Below are 20,482 nucleotides of genomic sequence, written 5' to 3' on the forward strand. Positions count from 1 at the left end.
AATGAGGAGCAACCGATGCTTTTTTGGCAGCGACCACTGCTGGCTTTGTTCGTTTTCGGCTGTGCGCTGGCGAATTTGCTGCACGCCGAAGAATTGCTCCCGGCCGATGCCACGATCGAAGCTGCCGTCGATCATTACATCACTGCCCGCCAAAAGGCGCTGAGCGTCGAACCGGCGCCTCTCGCCGACGATGCCAACCTGTTGCGCCGCACGCTGCTCGATATGCACGGCCGGCCGCCGACCGCCGCCGAAGTGAAGGCCTACCAGCAAAACAACGACCCCGCCAAGCGCCGCGAATTGGTCGAACGACTCATGGCTTCACCGGCTTTCGCTCGCGAACAAGCTGCCGCGTTCAACGCCCTGCTGATGAATGGTACGAACGCTTCGCTCCGCAGTTACCTGACCGAAGCCTTTCGCGAGAATCGCAGCTGGGATCGGATCTTCCGCGAGTTGCTCGTCGGCCAGGAGAAAGATGAAGAACAAAAAGGGGCCATCAACTTCGTCAAAGCCCGACTCAAGGATCACGACAAGCTGACCGCCGAAGCCAGCTCGCTCCTCTTCGGCGTGAACGTGAGTTGTGCCCAATGTCACGACCATCCGCTGGTTGCCGATTGGAAACAGGACCATTACTTCGGCATGAAGTCGTTCTTCGTCCGCAGTTTCGAGAACGGCGAAATGATGGGAGAGAAGTCGTATGGCCAGGTCGATTTCAAAACGACCGCCGGCGAAAGCAAACAAGCCAAGCTGATGTTCCTCACCGGCCAGGTGTTTGACGAACCAGAAAACAAAGAGCCCGACGACAAAGCCAAGAAGGAAGAAAAGGAGCAGCTCGAAAAGCTGAAGAAGGATAAGAAGGCGCCGTCGCCGCCGGAATACAGCCGTCGTGCCAAGCTCGTCGAAATCGCTCTTTCGCCCGAAGCCAATTCGTTCCTCACGCGCTCGATCGTCAATCACGTTTGGAATCGCTTGCTCGGCCGCGGCCTGGTCATGCCTGTCGATCAGATGCATTCCGAAAATCCGGCAAGCCATCCGGAATTGCTCAGCTGGCTCGCCCGCGATCTGCAGACGCACAACTACGACCTCGCCCGCCTGACCCGCGGCATTTTGCTGAGCGACACTTACGCCCGCAGCAGCCGCTGGGAATCGGCGGCCAAACGCCCGAGCGACGAACTCTTCGCTCTCGGTTTAGTCCGCCCGCTCACGCCGTGGCAATACGGCACCACGCTCAAAGTGGCGATGGTCAATCCCGATCAATATGCAGCCGAACTTGCCGGCGATGCCCTCGACAACAAGATGCAGGGGCTCGAAAGTGCGGGCCGCAGTTTCACCGAAAAGCTCGAACTCCCCGGCCCGGATTTTCAGGTCAGCATCGACGAAGCGCTGTCGTTCAGCAATGCCAGCCGAACCAGCCAGGAACTGCTGCGGATCGACGGCGGCACGTTGCTCGGCAAGTTGAAAGACATCGCCGACGACAAAGAAGCCGCGACCACGGCGGTTTGGAATATCTTCGGCCGGGCGCCAGCCGATGAAGAGCTGCAGTCCCTTGAGCAATATTTGAAAGCCCGCGCCGACCGCCGCGAACAAGCGTTGCAGCAGATGGTGTGGGCCCTGCTGACCAGCAGTGAATGCCGGTTCAATTACTAAGAATAGGTTTGAAGTTCAGAGTTTGAAGTTGGCAACCTAACTACAAACTTCAAACTGAAATGGAGTCTGCCATGTCGGAAAATAGTGGATCGTGGAGCCGTCGCGGTTTCCTCGGCGCATCTGCCGCCGGAGCTGCGGTTGCTGCCGATATGACCGGACTGAATGTGCTGCAGAATCCCGTCCTTGCCAGCGAATTGAAGCAGCAAGGGAAGCGGGTGATTCTGTTGTGGCTCGCTGGCGGTGCGAGTCAGTTGGAGACCTTTGATCCCAAGCCGGGCCGCTCGACGGGCGGGCCGTTTCGGGCGATCAAGACATCGGTCCCCGGCGTTGAGATCAGCGAGCTCATGCCGAAGATGGCCACGCGGCTGTCGAAGTACACGACGATCATTCGCTCGCTCGATACGAAAAATGCTGATCACGGCGGCGCCGCTCGCTTGATGCATCTCGGCCGACGCGACGAACCGACGGTGAAGTATCCCGACCTCGGCGCCGTGCTTGCTCGCGAGTTGGGCCGCGTCGACAGCCAGGTTCCTGACTACGTCAGCTTTTACACGGCCACCGAGGGCCGCGGCAGCGCGGTGAGCCAGTCTGGTTTTCTCGGCGCGCGGTACAACGCGATGTTCCTCACCGAAGGGAACGTGCCGCCGAACCTGCGGAAGCTCGACGAGATCAGCGACCTCGATCATCAGCAGCGTGGCGAGCTGCGCGACCTGCTGAGCAAGCGTTTCGCGGCCGGCCGGCAATCGGCATCGCTCGGCAGCCACAACGAATCCTACGCTCGAGTCCGCGGACTCATGGCCAGCGAGCAGCTCTTCGATATTTCGAAAGAGCCGCAAAGTATTCGCGACAAGTACGGCCCGACGCTCTTCGGCGAACAGTGCCTAGTCGCTCGCCGCTTGGTCGAAGCCGGCGTGCCGTTTGTCAAAATCTCGCGAGCCTGGTGGGACAGCCACGGCCAGAATTTCGAAACGCATCTGGAACTCGTGACCGAGCTCGACAATGTGATGAGCGCCCTGCTCGACGATTTGAGCGAGCGGGGCTTGCTTGAAAATACGCTCGTCGTCACCCTGAGCGAATTCGGCCGTACGCCGTCGATCAACAGCAGCCTCGGTCGTGATCACTTCGCGAGCGCATGGAGCAGTTCCCTCTCCGGCTGCGGCGTGAAAGCCGGCAGCGTTTACGGCGCGAGCGATGACGACGGCCGGGAAGTGAAGGATGGCAAGATCGGCGCCGCCGAGCTCTTCGCCACGATCTATCGCGCCGTCGGCATCGACCATCGCAAGGATTACCACATCGGCGCTCGGCCGATTCCGTTGACCGATCCGGGGACCAAGCACGTCGCGGAAGTTCTTTCCTAAAAAGCTCCCTCGCCCCTGTATTCTGGGGAGAGGGCCGGGGTGAGGGGCTGATACGGCAGATGACGTCGGCACCAGCTTCAACCCCTCACCCTACCCCTCTCCCCGGAGTACCGAGGAGAGGGAACCAGTAGCAGCAGACAGAGAATTCAGATGCCACCCGAAAAACTCAAACTCGCGAAAGATATGGGCAGCAAGGAAGTCTTCCTGTCGCTGGCCCGCGTCAAGGATTCCAGCCGATTGTTTCTCGGCGCGTCGGATGGCAAGGTCTACGACATCGACCTCGCCGCTGAGAAGCCGGAATTCAAGTCCTGGGAAGGCCATGGCCCGTATGTGACGGGGCTTGCGCTGGCAGGCGAGACATTGGTGTCCGGCGGTTACGACTGCAAATTGATTTGGCGGAACATCACGAACGGCGGAGTCATTCGCACCGTCGACAACGCTCACGCGCGCTGGATCCGCAAGCTTGCTGTTTCGCCGGACGGCAATCAGTGCGCGAGTGTGGCCGATGACATGGTCTGCCGCGTTTGGGAAGTCGAATCGGGCAAGCTCGTGCATGAGCTGAAGGGCCACGAGACACTCACGCCAAACAACTTTCCTTCGATGCTGTACACCGTCGCTTACTCGCCGAACGGCCAGCATTTGGCGACTGCCGATCGCGTCGGCCAGGTCTGCGTGTGGGAGGCGAGCACCGGCAGCAAAGTACAAACGTTGCAAGCGCCGGGGCTTTATACCTGGGATCCCAAGCAGCGGATTCACTCGATCGGCGGCGCGCGGAGCGTGGCGTTTTCACCGAACGGCGAAACCATCGTCGTCGGCGGCATAGGCCACATCGGCAATATCGATCATCTCGACGGCCCCTCGCGCGTCGAAGCCTTTGCCTGGCAGAAGGGCGAAAAACTGCACGAGTTCCTCGGCGACGCCAAAGGGCTCGTCGAGTTCTTCGCCTTCGGCCCGGATAGCAAATGGTTCATCGGCGTCGGCGGCGACAACGGCGGCTTGATCCAGATTTATGATCTTGAAGCGAAAAAAGTCACGAAGAGCGAGAAGTCCCCGATGCACGTTCACGCTTGCGTGCTGAACGAAACGGCCGACAAGCTGTTTGCTTGTGGGCACGGCAGAGTCGGGGTGTGGGAACTATCGTAGGCGAAGTCACTCCGTGACTCGCAACAGGTGGATAGCTGCGGGAGGCGAGAACTGTAACTCACCCTCCATCCTTTCTATTTCAGATTCTCACTGCAATTGCCAAAAAACGTGTTGCGAGTCACGGAGTGACTGCGCCTACAAGAGTTCACTCGCCAGATCGGCCAGCGCCGAGCGCTCGCCTTTTTCTAGCGTCACATGGCCGTAGATCGGCTGGCCCATCATGCGGTGGATGAGATAGCTCAGGCCGTTTGACAAAGCATCGAGGTACGGCTGATCGATTTGCCGGATGTCGCCAGTGAGGACGATCTTGGTTCCTTCGCCGGCCCGCGTGATGATGGTTTTCACTTCGTGCGGCGTGAGGTTCTGAGCTTCATCGATGATGAAGAAAATTCGCTGCAGGCTGCGGCCACGAATGTAAGCCAGCGGCGTGACGAGCAGTTTTTCGCTTTCACGCATTTCGTTGATGCGCTGAGCAGCGGCGTCCTGATCGTTGAACTGGTGCCGGATGACCGTGAGATTGTCATACAGCGGTTGCATATACGGATCGAGCTTGGCGTCGACGTCGCCGGGTAAAAAGCCGAGGTCGCGATTGCTCAGCGGCACGACTGGGCGGGCGAGTAGGATCTGCCGATACTTTTGCCGACATTCTAGAGCGGCAGCGAGTGCGAGTAGCGTCTTGCCGGTTCCCGCCGTGCCGGCGAGCGTGACAAGTTTGATACTATCGTCAGTCAGCATCCGCAGGGCAAAGGCCTGCTCCGCGTTGCGCGGCACGATGCCGTAGGTGTTGAGCTTTTCGACGCGCACCAGCATTTGATCGGCATGGCGATAAGTACAGAGCACGCTTTTGCTGCCATTGCGGAGGATGAAATTCTCGTTCGGCAGCGGATGCGTGATTTGCGGCACGCTCTCGAGCGGCACAAGCCCGCGCTCGTTGTAGAACTGCGAAATCACTTCGCTCGGCGCGTCTTCGATCACCCGCTTGCCTGTGTAAAGCTTGTCAAAGCTCTCGACCTTGTCGGTCGTGTAATCTTGCGCCAGCAGATCCAAGCCCTTGGCCTTCATCCGCAAGTTGGTGTCCTTCGTCACCAAAATCACTCGGCGATTCGGCTCGCGTTTTTGCAGCAGCAGGGCGCAGTTCAAAATGCGATGATCGGGCGTATCGGCGGCAAAGGCAGCTTTGACACGTGGATCGATTTCGCTCCCCAGGATGACGCGAATCGTACCGAGGCCGGGGCCAAGCGAAGTCCCCTGGGCAGTGAGCAGATTGTCGCCAGTCAGCTCGTCGATCGAGCGAAGAAAGTCGCGGGCTTGGAAGTTGATGGCTTCGTTGCCACGTTTGAAGTGATCGAGTTCTTCGAGCACCGTGATCGGAATCGCGATGTCGTTTTCCTCGAAATTTTGAATGCAGCCGCTGTCGTGCAGAATCACATTCGTGTCGAGCACGAATAGTTTGGGGACAGCCGGAGAATCGGTCATGCTGCGTTCCGTGCGGGGCAATGCGTGCGGGTAGTTCATCCGTGAGCCTGCCTTTCTGTGCTTTCAGTCTGGCGCAAAAGAGGGAAAAGGACAAGTCGAGTGTGGCGACCGTTGCGGCGGCAGGGTAATTCGAGGATGAGCTGCAGGGCCGACGCTCGAACTGCCGCAAACTGTCGAGTGGAATCTTGAACATGCCGAAATGAAGACGAAGTGAGCGTTTCGCGAAGAAAACTTTCATTCGCTCGCTCACCAGCCGGCCCCCTCTCCCACTCCGCCGAGACGCGTATAATTCGCACTTGTCTCCGCATCTCCTTTCTCACATTCCCGGTGCAATGTCGTACACCTACAAAAACTCCCGCGTCGTCAACGTCGCCGTCGTGCAGATGACCTGCACCGAGGCCAAGGAACCGAACGTCGAGAAGGCTCTCGCGAAAATCGCTGAGGCCGCGGCGAAAGGGGCAAACGTCATCTGTTTGCAGGAGTTGTTTGCCGGTCACTACTTCTGCCAGACCGAAGACCACGCCAAGTTCGATCAGGCCGAGTCCATTCCCGGCCCCACCAGCGACGCGATTCAACAGGCTGCGAAGAAGCATGGCGTCGTCGTCATTGCTTCGCTCTTTGAGCGACGAGCACCCGGTTTGTATCACAACACGGCGGTCATCTTCGATGCCGACGGCACGCAGCTCGGGTTGTATCGCAAGATGCACATCCCGGACGATCCGTTGTTCTACGAGAAGTTTTACTTCACGCCCGGTGACCTCGGCTTCCGCAGCTTTCAAACGAAGTTCGGCAGGGTCGGCGTGTGTGTGTGCTGGGATCAGTGGTACCCTGAAGCCGCTCGCCTGACCGCACTCTCTGGCGCCGAGATCATGTTCTATCCTACGGCCATCGGCTGGCTGCCGGAAGAGAAGGAAGTCTTCGGCGCGAGCCAGCATAACGCCTGGGAAACGATGATGCGCAGCCATGCGATCGCCAACGGCGTGTTCGTCGCGGCGCCAAATCGCGTCGGCCTCGAAGGTGCGTTGCAGTTCTGGGGCGGTTCGTTCGTTAGCGATCCCAACGGCAACCTGCTGGCGAAAGCCAAGCACGAAGGAGAAGAGATTCTCGTCGTGCCCTGCGATCTTGGGCTCATCGACGTCGTCCGCACACACTGGCCGTTCCTCCGCGATCGGAGGATTGATGCCTATGGCGATTTGACGAAGCGTTATCTCGATTCGGCCCAGTAAGTGAAATTCGCTGATCATGCTCACACCACAGCAACTCGGTTATCGCTGGCCCGCGGAGTGGGAACGGCAAGCTTCGGTCTGGCTCAGCTGGCCGCGAAATCCGGCGACCTGGCCTGGTCACTTTAAACCCGTGCCGGCCGAGTTCGCACAGCTGGTGCGGACCATTGCGCAATTCGAGCCGGTAAATATTCTCGCCGGCGGCAAAGAGATTCTCGCGCACGCCAAATCGCTCGTCGGCGAGTTGAAAAACGTCACGCTGCATGACATCGAAACCAACGATGCCTGGTGTCGCGACCACGGTCCGATCTTTTTAACCAGCACGACGGCAGCGCGCTTGCAGCCGGCGCTCGTCGATTGGGAATACAACGCCTGGGGCGGCAAGTATCCGCCCTTCGACAAAGACAACCTGGTGCCGCAAACGATCGGAAAGCTGCAATATCGCCGCGTCTTTTCGCCGGGGATCATCCTCGAAGGTGGCGCCATCGAAGGAAACGGCGCGGGCTGTTTGCTGACGACCGAGTCGTGCTTGTTGAACCCCAATCGCAATCCACACTTGTCGCGCGAGCAGGTAGAAAAATATCTCGCCGATTATCTGGCGATCAAAAAAGTGCTGTGGATCCAAGGTGGAGAAATGGCCGGCGATGATACCGACGGCCACATCGATCAGATCGCCCGGTTCGTGAATCCGCGCACGATCGTCGTCTGCGTGTGTGACGACCCCAGCGACGAAAACTACGGCCCAACCCAGCAAAACCTGGCAGAAGTCCAGCAGCTGACCGATCAAGACGATCGACCGTTCGAAGTCGCTCGTCTGCCGCTCCCGCGCCCGTTGTTTGTCGATGAACAACGCCTGCCGGCCGGCTATGGCAATTTCTTAATCGTTAACGACGCCGTGATCGTGCCGCAATTCGGCGATCCCGCCGATGAACAAGCGATTGGCATCCTGCAAGACTTAATGCCGAATCACAAAGTCGTCGGCAGCCCTTCGCTCAACTTGGTCTGGGGCCTCGGCTCGTTTCACTGCTTATCGCAACAAGAGCCGCTGGCGCACTTGTAGCGGACGCTACGAAAGGACTCACCATGAACGGCAACCCCGTCCTCGCTCTCAAGCAAATGATCACTGGCTATTGGACTTCGCAGTCGATCTACGTCGCTGCGAAACTCGAATTAGCTGACAAGCTCGCCGCCGGTGCGAAATCCGCTGCGGAACTCGCAACCGAAACGAAGACAAACGCTGGCGCGCTCTTTCGCTTGCTGCGGGCCTTGGCGAGCGTGGGCGTCTTCACGCAGCAAGCCGATGGCAAGTTTTCCAATTCGCCGTTGAGCGAACCGCTGCAGAAATCGGCTGCCGATTCGCAGTGGGCGATGGCCGTGATGATGGGCGAAGAGCACTACGCGGCGTGGGGCGAATTGCTCTATAGCATTCAAACTGGCCAGGGGAGTTTTCGCAAAGTCTTCGGCGAAGGCGTGTTCGATTTTCTCGGCAAGCATCCGGAACAAGCCAAGGTGTTCGATGCCGCGATGACGAGCATTCACGGTGCCGAGACGCGGCTGATGATCGATGCCTACGACTTTGCCGATTGCCACACGCTATGCGATGTCGGTGGCGGCAATGGCAACACGATTGCTGAGGTGTTGAAACGCCAGCCGAAGTTGCAAGGCGTGCTGTTTGATTTGCCGCATGTCGTCGAACGGGCGAAAGCAAATCTGCAGCAAGCCGGCGTCGGCGATCGCTGTCAGTTCGTGGGGGGCAGCTTCTTCGAGCAGGTCAATGTGCAAGCCGATGTCATCATGATGCGGCACATCATTCACGATTGGGATGATGAGAAGTGCGTTACCATCCTCAAGAATTGCCGCGCGGCTTTGAAGCGTGGCGGCAAGGTCGTCGTGGTCGAAAGCGTGGTTCCCACCGGCAATGAACCGGGCTTCGTAAAGTGGCTCGATCTCACCATGCTCACGATTCCCGAAGGGAAAGAACGGACGGCCGATGAATATCGCGAACTCTTCGCCGGGGCAGGACTGAAGCTCAACCGCATCGTGCACACTGCGGGCGAGCTTGACGTGCTCGAAGCCGTGCCGGCCTAAGGCCCGCGATCAACTCACGGCGCGATTGCGAAATCGACAAACGCCGTCGTCGAGCGGAGCACGGTTTCATACCGCTCGGGCTGCGTGCGATCGGCCCAGCGGTAGAGATTGCCCTGGCCATCGCAGCCGTACAGACTGGCGTCGCGACCGAAGCGAAACGCAGTGAGCGCGACGGGCAGCGTTACGACGTGCTGCACGGGCGAGACGCTGATATCGTAAATCGCCGTTCGATTTCGCAGCGTGCCGACGAACAGCCGCCCCTCGACGACATCGAACGCGCCCCACCAATCCTTGCCGACGTCGCCTTGCGAGAACGTGAGCACCGGCTGCGAAGTGCCGTCGGCGTTCAGCTTGTAGATGAATCCGTCTGGCAGCGGATTGTTGTTGATCGGCGTTTCCAGTCCGCTCCAGTAAAGCGTGCCATCGCGATCCGTGCGCACCTGCCGGGCCAGATAACCGCCGTGCTGAAAGACCCGTTCGCCGCGCGGCAGCAATTCCATCAATGAACGATCGAGCCCGCTCGCAAAGATGATCCTGCCGTCGCGGAGTGTGGTCACGCTCTGCACCCGCGGCGTGAGTTCCTGCGGCTGCCGCGCGTCACGCACAGCCAGCGTCCGTTCGCCCCGCTCATTGGCAATCAGGATTTTCCCGGGCCAGGCCCGTCCGTCGGCCAAGATGAAATCCTCCGCCGAGGCGAAAGGTACCCACATGGCCAAAAGACAACAGGCGATGAGGCAGCAAAGAAGCACGCGCAGGCAGAAAGAACGCATATGAGGATCCTGGTTTTGTCAAATGACAAGTCGCGAAAAGCAGCTGAGCGTTTTGGCTCGGCCTAACAGAAACTCTAGGTCACGAATCGGCCTGGGGTGGCGAATATTTTGGTGAGCCTCGGCGTCATTCGGCCAGCGCTTGCGGAGCGAACGACGACAATGTGGGTTACAATACGGGCGTTACTCGCAAATAATCGGAGCCGCCGGCATGTCGTTGCATTTTGGTACGAAGCTGATGGGAAAGGTCGATGACGTGCCGCGCATGGGGTACGTCGCGACGCAGTTCTTTCACGTCAACTATCTGCCCCTCATTCCCACCGGCACTTACTTTGTGCTCGAGGAAACCGGCGACAACTTCCGCGGCGTCACGCTGCCGCTCAGTTTCAAAAGCATTCTGGTCGCCTGGCTGCGAGCGGCGCTGTTTCTCGGCTTCATTGGCACGGTGATCGGTTCGATCATCCTGTTTTCCGAGCACAAAACGCTCCCCGCCATCGGCGTGGGCATTGGCGGCGTGTTGATCGTCGCCCTCTTTTTCGGCACGTACTATCTGCCGTTCATTTCCCGGGCCAGCTATCACCGCGCGATGGACCTAGCTCAACGAGTTGGCCTCAACGAGGAAGCCATTCTGATGCTGGAGGTCGCCTACGGCCGCAAAAGCGCCGCCGAAGCCGATCTGGAACTCGAGCAGATCGAAGCCCGGCGAGAATCAGCCGTGATGGCTACTCTCGAATAGCCCCACCCTCTCGCCAGCAGCCCGCCCCACTTTCGGGGATCGCTTTTATAACAGTTATCGCAAAGTTTGTTTCGCCGAATCTGCTTACCAGCCAACAGCTTACGCCGAATTACTGTATTATCTCTATAACCTTTTATAACACTTTATAACGCCCTGATAACCATCACTCGACGAGGTTATTCCTAGTTAATTGCCACATAATGCATAGGAGATAGCACGGCAGACTGCTGCCATTGCGGTGAATGAGATCGAACCGCAAGAAATAGCTGACGGACGCCTGCCGAAGAGCAGCGGCGCATTTTCTGACAACCACAGCGTCAAAGAGCCAAACCAGGCAATAGTACACGTACGTACACTAATGTCAATAGAGGTGGTGGTCCATTATGTGGACCTAGCCAGGGAAGGCGGAATTAAGGGGGCTGGAAACCGAAGCCTGAGTCGTCAGAGAAACGAAAGTCCAAGTCAGTTTCCCACGCTCCCGGCCTCAACTTCCGGTCGATCTGCTCCAGGGGCCAAAAGAAAAGGGCGGCGCGGTGAACGCCACAGCGAAAATGAGCGATCTCACAGGGATTCTGAAAAGCAATCTTCTTGCTTCCCTTGATTGGTGTGACAGGCGAGAAGCCACCCGGCACAACCAGCGCCAAATAACTCCCCACATACAGCACTGGCAGCACCAGCAGCACGATGGCGACAATCAGGGGTGCGCGGGATTCGCGTTTCATGCCGGCTCTGCCCAATAAGTCAGTTCACCGCCGATTTCTGCGATAGTAGCTGCGAGAGCATCGCAAGGTCAGCCTCTAACTCTTTCGCCGCGTCGGTATAGCCAGCATCCGTTGCTGGTTCGATGGTCCCCTCTATCTCTGTAACCAACTCCAGAGCAATCTTGGTGTCAAATTTTTTGGCAAGTAGGCCTGCCCTTGTGTGCAGGTATCCGCAGCGTACCAGCAGCTCATTGCGGCGAAAGGCATCTGACCAGCCCGGTTCTTTGTGCCACGCCTGCCTGCGTCTCTTGGGCTGATCACTCATCTCGAAAATCCTACTCCCGCACAATCGTACTGAGCGCCACGCCCACCGCGTCCTACTTGTCTTTGATGCCAGCCTTTCGGCGTGCGCGGTTAAGCAGCCCAGTGATCCAATATTCAAATTCGTCGAAACTATCCTTGCTCAACTCATCTGGCCAGAGCAACACAACCTTGCCTTCATCAAGGCGATATTCAACCTTCACCATCTTGGCCTTGTTTTCATCTTCCTGATCGGTCCCAAGAGCGCCAAGCCCCTCAGCGCCACGCGATAGGTGACAACTAGTCTCCTATCGCCAGCCCCGCGAACTCTAGCGGGGCTTTTTCGTGCGCGGATAGAATGGGCTCATGAAAATCCACTTGCGAGATTTGTTCTGGGCAGTTTTGGCTATTTCGCTTGCCGTAGGCTGGTTCGCAGATAACAGAAATTTGCAAGCAATTGTGAACTCGCAAGCACACGACAATCAAACAATCAACGCCAAGTTCCAGGCAGTCGCTAACTCAATGCAAGAGACGCTTCAGGCGCATAGGGCGATTGAGAGGGATACCATATGGAGAAAGGCCCTAAACCCGTGCCCATGCTGCGGACAGGAAATGCGAAAGCAAGATTAGCGGCGTCGATTTCGGCACTAAAAATCGGGTCCACATAATGGACCATCATCAATAGGTTTAATTCGGACCTCGCGCACCCCTGATCGTCGCGATCGTGCTGCTGCTCCTGCCGGTGCTATACGTGGGGATGTACTTGGTGCTGCTGGTGCCTGGGGGAATATTCCGACATGATCCGCGGCGCGGAGGGATGTAGGACATCCTTGTGCATTACCGCTGGCTTAATCCGAGCGAAGAGGTAGCTTTCTGGCCTCTGGAGCAGCTCGACCGGAAGATCAGGCCAAAAGCGTGGGAGTTCCGTCCGTCCACAGAAGAATTCAAGGAGTAGCATGCTTCCTAAAAGCTTCTCGGTGCGAACGCTGCTGTTGTTGACGACGCTACTTTGTGTCGGGTTGGCAATCTGGACTTACCGTGCAAACAGGCAGAAGCGCTTGGTTGCCTCACTGCACGGTGTCGGCGCTCGCGTGGTTTACGACTACGTCATCGTCCCCCGTGGCGCCAAACTCGGGGAGCCGTTTTGGCTTTCGCGCAGTTTGGGCCAAGACTACTTTCACAACGTTGTTGGGGCCACTTTTTATCCCGAGCCGACAGAAGAAGCGGACGAGTTGATCAAGCTGCTCGACGATGCTCCCGGCATCACAAGAATTGCCATCTGGACAGGTGCTAAAGGGCGAGCCTCAGTGTCTAGCAAAGAACCAGGAGGTCTCACGGATAAGGGCTTGGCACATCTGTTGGCGAAGCACCCCAACTTGGCGCACCTATCGCTCACAAGCGCACGATTGTCACCAGCCGGTGTTGAGCAGATGAAAAAGCATCCGACCTTAGTTTCGCAACAAATCGATTTGGCCGGCAACTAGCTGGGGAATTTCAGACTGCGCCACTTAACCCCTCTGTCGGAAAACGCAGCTAGCGCACGAAAAAACGCGCGACAAAGTCGCGCGTCCCAAGCGCCGACGCTAACAGCGTCGGCGATTCAACAAACCCGATCCGAATTAGAACTTGTAGTTCGGATTTTCCGGATCAAAGTCCGCATCGGTCAGGCCGGGATTCAGCTTGATATCGAGGTAGGTGTATTCCTCGAGCACCGGACCCAGCTTGTCAGCAGCGTCGGTCGGCCAGTGGTAGGCCGCGTAGCGAACCGGCAGCTTCGTTTCGTCGTCGATAAAGATCTGCGCGATGTGGAATTCGAAGTGCGGCCGGGGCACCGGATGGCGGACTTGCAGCACGGTGCAGACGCGTCCGTTGATCTTTGCGCCGGGTTTGAATTCGACTTCGCACTCGGCGTGCTTTCGTTCGCGGGCGCCACGTTCGAGCAGTTTGAGAACCAGGTTCTCGATGCCGATGTCGCTGATCGGGTGCAACTGGCCACGCATCGCGAGGATGCCGTTGGGGTCGAGCCACACCGTCGGCAGGAAGCCGCCCGTCGGGCCGCCTTCGTGGGCTCGCATCTTGTTGTTGTTTTTGCCTTCGACCCAAATCGCTTCGCGACCCTTGGCCGAGTCCGGTTTGACGAACTTCAGATAAACCGAGAGGGGCGCGGTGAGTTTGCCGTCGACGATCTTGCGGTTGCGGACCTTGGCTTCCATGAATTCATGAACGCCGAGCTTGCCGTTCACCCGTTCGCGCTTAACGATCAGCGTGGTGTAGTCGACCACGTCGCGCTGAATGTTGACCAGCGTGTCTTGGGCGATTTTCAGGGCCGGATCGAGCGGGTGGGAATCGAGGGGCACGGCGATGCCGGCAGCAGCCCCTTCGGGATTCTTGGCAACGCGGAAGACGGGCTCTTTGAGCTCCCCTTCTTGCGCGATGGCCAGGGCAGCACTCAAGCTGCTGAAGCCCAGAGCTTGCAAAAACATCCGCCGGGCATTCAGCCCACGAGGGAGCGAGTTGTCAGCCATCCGCAAAATCTCCTTGCCAAGGCGTCGGTTGGGTGCGTGCCTGAGCACGCGGCATCCAGCCGATCACTGCATTCTTCCTTGATATGCCAGCCGTGGGAGCCGCCCGTGGGGAGGAGGCAACCTGACGAACCCTCACGCTCCGCTACGTGAAATTGGGTTGACCGCGTGACTTACGTAATTCATCGCCGCAGCGGGAACTCGAAATTCACAAAGTCAACCGCACGAATTGCGGATTCTGTTGCTTTGCTGCCACTGACCTACCAGCAGTCGGCAAAGCCCATACATTTTACCGCGAGGCACGGATCGGGGCGAGAGGAAAAGGAGAGCTAATCGGCGGTGCCCGATGAACGTGCTGGATAGTGTGCCCCACAACCTGTGACCTGAATACTTCAACTTTGGGGCTCGCCTACGTTACGATAGGTGCTGCTCCATCCTCTCCCTTCCCGCGAAGTTCGTCATCATGCCGTTCGCGAAGCAGCACGCATTTCCAATTCTTTGGACGCCGCTCGTCGGGGCCATTCTCGTTGGCGTTTGGATCGGGACTGCTGCCGCCCAAAAGCGCGCTCCGCAGAACGATACCGACGATCTGCCGATGTCCTCTGCCGGCGCGTACGCCGAACTCGTAGCCGATGACGAACCGGTGGCTTGGTGGCGATTTCAACAAGCCAAGGGAGGGGCCGAAGGAGCCTGGCAACAACCGGCCGTTGCCGACAAACTCGAGGTCGGCCCGGTCACCGCCGTCGGCAAAGTCACTGCGACAGATGCTGGTCCACGGCCGCCCGTTTTTCCCCTCTTCGCCAGCGACAACACCGCAGCCAAGTTTGATGGGAAGAGCTATCTAAAATTTGCCGATCCTGGCGACAACAGCCCGTTCGATTTTGCCAACGGCGATTCGATCACGCTCGAGGCTTGGGTGAGCCCTGGCAAGCTCGCCGACGGCGCGCAGGTTTATCTGATCGGCAAGGGGCGCACCGGCAACGCGGGTGTCGCCAAGGACAATCAAAACTGGGGGCTGCGAATTGCCGGCGCGGGCGGCCAGGCCAAGATCAGCTTTCTCTTTCGCGGCGCGACCAACAAAACACAAGACGACTGGCATCGCTGGAATTCTTCGGCGAGCTTCGGCACGGGGTGGCATCATCTGGCCGTGACTTACAAATTCGGCGAGCCGAAATCGATCCGCGGTTACATCGACGGCAAAGCGACTAGCGGCGATTGGGATTACGGCGGAGCAACTGCCGAAGCGCCGGTCGTCGACAACGACGAGATCTGGCTCGGCAGTGCCAGCGGCGGCAACGCGGCGAACAGTTACACCGGCCTGCTCGATGAAGTGGCTATATATCGCACGGCGCTGTCGGCTGAGCGAATCACGGCTCGCTGGAAAGCGGTCATGCCGGAAGGGTACGTCACGAAGCAGCCGATTCCGAAGAATCAGGCTTTGGTCGAAGTCTTCGAAGGCTTGCCCGACGATTGGACTTGGAATTTCTCTTACCCGCAGCCCAGCGAACGCTGGACGCACGATCGCCTGGCGCTATCGGCGATTCCACAAAAGTACGGCGAACACGGCACGCGCATCGATCGTGGCAGCCCGCACGTTTTGTGGCTGACGATGGATACGGAATTGCCCAGCGGCGATCAGCGCGTGCTGCTCCGCTCGCGGCACGCGGCGAAGTTGTATCTCGATGGCAAGCTGATCGCCGAGAACCCGTTTCCATCGGGCAAGACGGATGGCCACAACGATTGGGTGCCGGTGCAGAGCAAGGTCTCGAAGAACATCCGCGCGCTGCAGCCGGGCGATCAAGAGAAACTGGTCGAACTGAAAATTGCTCCTGGCAATCATCGGTTGAAACTGGAAGTCTTTGTCGCCGGTAAGAAGCGTCGGCCTGAGTTGGGCGAGACCTGCGTCGCGATTGCGGCCAAGGGGAGCGATGATTTTCGGATTGTCAGCCCGCGCGAATCATTCCCGCTGCAAGACGATGCCTGGCTCGCCTTCGAAGATCAGCAGCGGGCCCAGTTGCTCGCGACCAATCAAAAACGCCGCGCTGCCGCGAGTGCGGATTACACCAAGTACTGGCAACAGCGGCACTCTTATGCTCAGCGAATTGCGGAGAAAGATCAGCCGGCCAGCGCACAGTCGATCGATCAGTTCATCAACGCGCGTCTGCAATCAGAAAATATCAAGCCGACCCAACTGATCGACGATGCAGCGTTCGTGCGACGGATTTATCTCGACGTGATCGGCGTTGGGCCGACGGCTGACGCGGTACAAAAATTCTTGAACGACAAGTCAGCCGACAAGCGGCAGAAGCTCATCGATCAGTTGCTCGCGCAGCCCGGTTGGGCCGACAACTGGATGGGTTACTGGCAGGATGTGCTCGCCGAAAATCCGAACATCGTTAATCCCACGCTCAACAACACCGGACCTTTTCGCTTCTGGTTGTATGAGTCGCTCCTCGACAATAAACCGTTCGATCGAATGGCGACGGACCTGATCCTGATGGACGGCAGCCCGCGCTACGGCGGCCCGGGCGGCTTTGCCGTGGCGACCGAGAACGACGCGCCGCTGGCCGCGAAATCGCATGTGCTCGCCAAAGCACTTCTCGGCATCGAACTCAACTGTGCTCGTTGCCACGACGCCCCGTTTCATCCCTTCAAACAAGAACAGCTCTTCAACCTGGCCGCCATGCTCGGCCGCGGCACGCAGCAGTTGCCGAAGACGAGCACGATTCCCGGCGGCGCTGGCGCCCTGAAGTCCGACATCGTCAAAATCACTCTCAAGCCCGGCGACAAGATCAAGCCGAACTGGCCGTTTGCTGGCGAGTTGAAATTCGATGTCCCCGCAGAGCTCGTGCGCAAATCGGGCGATACTCGCGAAGAGTTGGCCCTGCGAATCACGCTGCCGCAAAACGAACGGATGGCCGAGGTCCTCGTCAATCGCCTGTGGCAACGTTACCTGGGCCGCGGAATTGTCGAAGCGGTCGACGATTGGGAACAAGGCAAGCCGTCGCATCCCGAACTGCTCGCGTACCTCGCTCGCGAATTCACAGCGCACGGTTACGACCTGAAGTACATCGCGCGACTCATTTTCAACTCGCAGGCCTATCAGCGCGAAACGTCGAGCGATCCGAAGCTGACGAAATCTTTCGCCGCGCCCGAGCGGCGACGACTTAGCGCGGAACAGATTCTCGATTCGCTCTTTGCCGCGGCGGGCAAGCGACTCCACAGTGAAGAACTCAACGTCGACGTCGACGGCAGCCGCCTGGAGACGGCATCGATCAGCTTGGGCCTGCCGGAGCGAGCCTGGCAGTTCACGTCGCTCTCGAACGAGCGCGATCGGCCGAGCTTGTCGCTCCCCTCCGCGCAGCCGATGCTCAACGTCCTCGAAGCCTTCGGCTGGCGGGCTTCGCGGCAGGATCCACTCACGCTGCGCGAAAAAGAGCCGACCGTGCTCCAACCCGCCGTCGTCGCCAACGGCACGGCAACGAAACGGATCACGCAATTCTCGGAGGACAGCGAATTCACGCTCGCGGCGGTTCGTTGCAAGTCACCGGCGGACTTCACCCAACATCTTTACTTGCAAATCCTCGGCCGCGAACCGACAACGCGCGAAGCAGAACTTGGCAGTAAGTTACTGAACCCAGGTTTTGACGATCGCCTCACCGGCGCGCGCCCCGGACCGATGCCGACGCAACCGAAGCGCGACGGCGTTTCCTGGTCGAATCACCTGCATCCGCAAGCCAACGAAGTTCGCCTGCAACGACAAGTGGAAGTCGAGCGAGGCGACGCGCCGACGACGCTCCTCACCGCCGATTGGCGAATGCGGGCTGAAGATCTGGTATGGGCGATCATCAATTCGCCTGAGTTTGTGTTCCTGCCTTAAATCTCAAACCCGAAAATTGCCATCCCATGTTGCCAGAATTTCTTTCGCTGCTCGCCTCGGAAAGCGCCGGCGCTGCGATTTCAGCTATGATCTCGCGCGTTGTCGGTTCGGCTGGAGTGCTCGCCGGGATCACGATGTTGATCGTCGGAATTGCAATCGTTCGCAAGCCGCAAACCAAGGTTCCGGGCATCCTGCTCTGCGTGGTGGGAGCTGCAGCGATTGGTTTCGGCGGGTTTGTGCTGTCGTCTGCTTTCAGGTAAGCCGATGGCTCTACTCATCCTTCCGATAAAACCGATTGGCCAGCACTTGCTCGCCGGCGAGAGCGCCGACGAGCAGCAACATCAGCAGCGGATAGAACTCGCTGCCGATGCGGTCGCTGCCGACCGCGCGGTCGATCTCTTCTTTGCTCTTGGCGAGATGAAAACGATCCTTGCCGAGTAAGTCGCTGAGCTTATCGGCTGGCCAACGCGTGAGATCGCCAACGTCGGCCGTGAGATTGACCGCGAAGCCGCGCACCACCGGTCCGCCGCGTTGACCACGCAACCGATAAGCACCGGGATTGTCGGTAAAACGGACCGTAATTCTGCCGTCGCGGGCGAGAATGTCTTGCGGTTTATCGAGCGGCGTGAAGAGTTGATAACGCTCTGGCTGCGTGGCCGGATCGTTCCGCAGAACGGCCGTTTCGCCCGTCGTGTAATTGAGGCGAGCCTCTGAACTGCCGGTGAGGTAAAGCAGCATTTCGTTGACGAGCACAAAGCCCGGCCAGGCATCTTCGCCCGTGAGGAGTTCATTCCACGGCTTGCGACCGACGGGCCGCAGTGGATCGGTTACGGGAGTCGTCAGCACCAGCGCGCGGCCGCGGCCGATGCGCGATTCAGTCAGCGCCGGCATGCCGTTGCCATACGGGATGATGACGCGAGTTCCCGCGGCGAGGTCCGTCAGATTCCAATGAAAGAAAATTGGAAAGCGATCCCAGGGAACGCTGGTATCGAGCGCTCGATAGGCCGCTGTGATGGGATGATCGAACGAGCGCGGATCGAGATAAAGTCCGCTCGGCGCCCGCGTTTGAATCGCCAGCTTGCCGCCGAGGAGTTGGGCAGCGGCTGCTTCTTGGAATGATTCCGCGGGCTGCGCGTGATGGCCGAGAAAGATTCCCACGCCGCCGCCGCGCTCGGCATAGCTGACGAGCTTTTCCCAGACGTCGCTCTTGGCCGGCAGCGGATCGAGCAGGCAGACCGCGCGGTAGTCGACGAAATCGGTCTGCGCTAGTTCGGCCTGCGAAATGACATCGCAGTTGAACTTGGTCTGCGGATTGTCGCGGAGCATGCGGACAAACAGTTCCGATGAAACGCCATCGCCCGTCACCACGAGAATTCGCAGCGCTGGCTGAACCTCGATGGTGAAATAACGCACGTCATCGAGCGCGAGACCATCCTCGCCCGCGAGCCGAAACTGACCTTGATACGTGCCGGGTTCGACAAGCCCCTGCAGCGGAAAGCGGACCTGCTGCGGATCGGCGGTCAATTGAATCGTTTGCGTGCCGCGGTGAACGGCTTCGGGAAAGATCGGCTTGTCGTCTTTGATGATCGGCAGCGTGGGGTCGTACTTTTCGAGATAAAGCGAAACCTGCCGCGCGTCGGTCATGCCAGTCGCCGCGAGTGTGGTCTCGACGGTTACCTGAGCCCGCGAGGGAATCATTTCGCTCGACAATTGCACCTTGCCGAGCGCGGCGTTGCGTGGTTCTTTCACACCGACGTCGATCACGTAGAGCAGGATCTGTTCGTTTTCCGCAACCAGTTTTTTCAGCGTCGCCGCATCGCCATTTTGCCAGGCAGCCTGCGTCAGATCGCTGAAGACGTAGACTTCCTTGCGGTGCTTGGGATTTTGCTTGGCCAGTTCGATCGCCGAGGAAACCATGTCCAGGAGCGGCCGTGGCGAACCGATCGTGCGGAGTCGCTCGAGAGTTTTGGCCGCGGCTGCACGATCGACGGCAAACGCGCCGCTGCCCGGTTTCGAATCGCAGATGGCAATTTCGCTACCCTCGGGAAACTGTTCGAGCAGCCAAGCGCCGATCTGCTGAGCCTGCTCGAGTCGCGTGCGGTTCTCGTGACGATATTGCATTCGCGGCGAAGTATCGACCACCACCACCGCGGCCAGCGGCGCTTCCTGATCGCCGATGCCCGTGCCGCCGCCACCCCAAACTTTAGCGAGCATCCACAGAACGATGCCCGCGAGAATCGCCGTGGTTGCGCCGCTCCCGATCTGCATGGCCAGCGAGCGCCGGCCAAAAATAGAGGCCAAGGTGATGACCAGCGCCACGAGCAGCGCGACGCCGAGAATCGCAATCGCGATCCAAGATCCAATCAAACCAGAAGCAACGCTGGGCCGCGCGAGCGCCAGAGCGGCCAGCAATACCGCGCCGCAGCGCAGCGCCAGCAGAATCCAATGCCGCAACTGCAACTGTCGCCGGTTAGCTTCGCGCCGTTGCTGGATGAATCGCAGTGCGGGAAAGACCAATTGCTTCGGCCGCTGCCGCATCACCAGATGCAGCAGGATGGGGAGCGCCATGAGCAGCCCGCCGGCCAGCAACGAGAAATTCAGAAAAGCCATCGGTCGCCGGCACGTCCTTGCTCAGTGGTTATGT

17 protein-coding genes are annotated in these 20,482 nt (G+C 58.9%); 10 read left to right on the forward strand and 7 right to left on the reverse strand.

Annotated features, from left to right (window positions below):
• Positions 1-15: 15 nt before the first annotated feature.
• The 3 genes from M9Q49_RS15985 to M9Q49_RS15995 all read left to right on the forward strand — a co-directional run bounded on the left by M9Q49_RS15985 (position 16) and on the right by M9Q49_RS15995 (position 4,145).
• On the forward strand, positions 16-1,644 hold the full coding sequence (locus tag M9Q49_RS15985; RefSeq protein ID WP_254509802.1) for a DUF1549 domain-containing protein: 1,629 nt from the start codon (positions 16-18) through the stop codon (positions 1,642-1,644).
• Between the two features lie 71 nt (positions 1,645-1,715).
• Positions 1,716-3,002 (forward strand): DUF1501 domain-containing protein, encoded by a 1,287-nt coding sequence (locus tag M9Q49_RS15990; RefSeq protein WP_254509803.1) that lies wholly within the window; start codon positions 1,716-1,718, stop codon positions 3,000-3,002.
• 150 nt (positions 3,003-3,152) lie between these two features.
• The gene (locus M9Q49_RS15995) at positions 3,153-4,145 is read left to right on the forward strand and encodes a WD40 repeat domain-containing protein (RefSeq protein ID WP_254509804.1); all 993 of its coding nucleotides are present in this window, start codon (positions 3,153-3,155) and stop codon (positions 4,143-4,145) included.
• A gap of 135 nt (positions 4,146-4,280) precedes the next feature.
• Here the strand turns inward: M9Q49_RS15995 and M9Q49_RS16000 are convergent, their stop codons facing one another.
• A complete protein-coding gene (locus M9Q49_RS16000) occupies positions 4,281-5,621 on the reverse strand; it encodes a PhoH family protein (protein WP_254509805.1) in 1,341 nt (446 codons plus the stop codon).
• Between the two features lie 296 nt (positions 5,622-5,917).
• On the opposite strand from M9Q49_RS16000, the gene M9Q49_RS16005 reads away from it, so the two are divergent.
• Genes M9Q49_RS16005 through M9Q49_RS16015 form a run of 3 tightly spaced genes read left to right on the forward strand, consistent with a single transcriptional unit; the run spans position 5,918 to position 8,932 of the window.
• Positions 5,918-6,847, forward strand: a complete 930-nt coding sequence (locus M9Q49_RS16005; RefSeq protein ID WP_254509806.1) for a carbon-nitrogen hydrolase — start codon at positions 5,918-5,920, stop codon at positions 6,845-6,847.
• 16 nt (positions 6,848-6,863) lie between these two features.
• The gene (locus tag M9Q49_RS16010) at positions 6,864-7,904 is read left to right on the forward strand and encodes an agmatine deiminase family protein (protein WP_254509807.1); all 1,041 of its coding nucleotides are present in this window, start codon (positions 6,864-6,866) and stop codon (positions 7,902-7,904) included.
• A 23-nt stretch (positions 7,905-7,927) separates the two neighbouring features.
• Positions 7,928-8,932, forward strand: a complete 1,005-nt coding sequence (locus M9Q49_RS16015; protein ID WP_254509808.1) for an acetylserotonin O-methyltransferase — start codon at positions 7,928-7,930, stop codon at positions 8,930-8,932.
• A gap of 14 nt (positions 8,933-8,946) precedes the next feature.
• Here the strand turns inward: M9Q49_RS16015 and M9Q49_RS16020 are convergent, their stop codons facing one another.
• Positions 8,947-9,606 (reverse strand): hypothetical protein, encoded by a 660-nt coding sequence (locus tag M9Q49_RS16020; protein WP_254509809.1) that lies wholly within the window; start codon positions 9,604-9,606, stop codon positions 8,947-8,949.
• Positions 9,607-9,910: 304 nt separating this feature from the next.
• On the opposite strand from M9Q49_RS16020, the gene M9Q49_RS16025 reads away from it, so the two are divergent.
• The gene (locus M9Q49_RS16025) at positions 9,911-10,435 is read left to right on the forward strand and encodes a hypothetical protein (RefSeq protein WP_254509810.1); all 525 of its coding nucleotides are present in this window, start codon (positions 9,911-9,913) and stop codon (positions 10,433-10,435) included.
• 410 nt (positions 10,436-10,845) lie between these two features.
• Here the strand turns inward: M9Q49_RS16025 and M9Q49_RS16030 are convergent, their stop codons facing one another.
• From M9Q49_RS16030 to M9Q49_RS16040, 3 genes are read right to left on the reverse strand one after another with little or no spacing between them, the layout of a single operon-like run.
• Positions 10,846-11,157 (reverse strand): hypothetical protein, encoded by a 312-nt coding sequence (locus tag M9Q49_RS16030; protein WP_254509811.1) that lies wholly within the window; start codon positions 11,155-11,157, stop codon positions 10,846-10,848.
• Positions 11,158-11,176: 19 nt separating this feature from the next.
• Positions 11,177-11,461 carry a hypothetical protein gene (locus tag M9Q49_RS16035; RefSeq protein WP_254509812.1) on the reverse strand — a complete coding sequence of 95 codons (285 nt, stop codon included), beginning with the start codon at positions 11,459-11,461 and terminating at the stop codon, positions 11,177-11,179.
• A 52-nt stretch (positions 11,462-11,513) separates the two neighbouring features.
• The gene (locus tag M9Q49_RS16040; protein WP_254509813.1) at positions 11,514-11,663 is read right to left on the reverse strand and encodes a hypothetical protein; all 150 of its coding nucleotides are present in this window, start codon (positions 11,661-11,663) and stop codon (positions 11,514-11,516) included.
• Positions 11,664-12,392: 729 nt separating this feature from the next.
• On the opposite strand from M9Q49_RS16040, the gene M9Q49_RS16045 reads away from it, so the two are divergent.
• Positions 12,393-12,920 carry a hypothetical protein gene (locus tag M9Q49_RS16045; RefSeq protein WP_254509814.1) on the forward strand — a complete coding sequence of 176 codons (528 nt, stop codon included), beginning with the start codon at positions 12,393-12,395 and terminating at the stop codon, positions 12,918-12,920.
• Positions 12,921-13,055: 135 nt separating this feature from the next.
• Here M9Q49_RS16045 and M9Q49_RS16050 read toward each other — a convergent pair whose 3' ends face one another.
• A complete protein-coding gene (locus M9Q49_RS16050) occupies positions 13,056-13,961 on the reverse strand; it encodes a DUF1571 domain-containing protein (RefSeq protein ID WP_254509815.1) in 906 nt (301 codons plus the stop codon).
• Positions 13,962-14,421: 460 nt separating this feature from the next.
• Between M9Q49_RS16050 and M9Q49_RS16055 the strand changes: the two genes are divergently transcribed.
• Both M9Q49_RS16055 and M9Q49_RS16060 read left to right on the forward strand, forming a co-directional pair.
• Positions 14,422-17,838 carry a DUF1553 domain-containing protein gene (locus M9Q49_RS16055; RefSeq protein ID WP_254509816.1) on the forward strand — a complete coding sequence of 1,139 codons (3,417 nt, stop codon included), beginning with the start codon at positions 14,422-14,424 and terminating at the stop codon, positions 17,836-17,838.
• A gap of 26 nt (positions 17,839-17,864) precedes the next feature.
• Complete coding sequence (locus M9Q49_RS16060; RefSeq protein ID WP_254509817.1) at positions 17,865-18,098, forward strand: hypothetical protein; 234 nt, start codon at positions 17,865-17,867, stop codon at positions 18,096-18,098.
• 10 nt (positions 18,099-18,108) lie between these two features.
• Here M9Q49_RS16060 and M9Q49_RS16065 read toward each other — a convergent pair whose 3' ends face one another.
• Positions 18,109-20,448, reverse strand: a complete 2,340-nt coding sequence (locus M9Q49_RS16065; protein ID WP_254509818.1) for a BatA domain-containing protein — start codon at positions 20,446-20,448, stop codon at positions 18,109-18,111.
• Positions 20,449-20,482 lie beyond the last annotated feature (34 nt).

The sequence above is a fragment of the Anatilimnocola floriformis genome (assembly GCF_024256385.1).
In the GTDB taxonomy this organism is placed as follows: Bacteria; Planctomycetota; Planctomycetia; order Pirellulales; family Pirellulaceae; genus Anatilimnocola; species Anatilimnocola floriformis.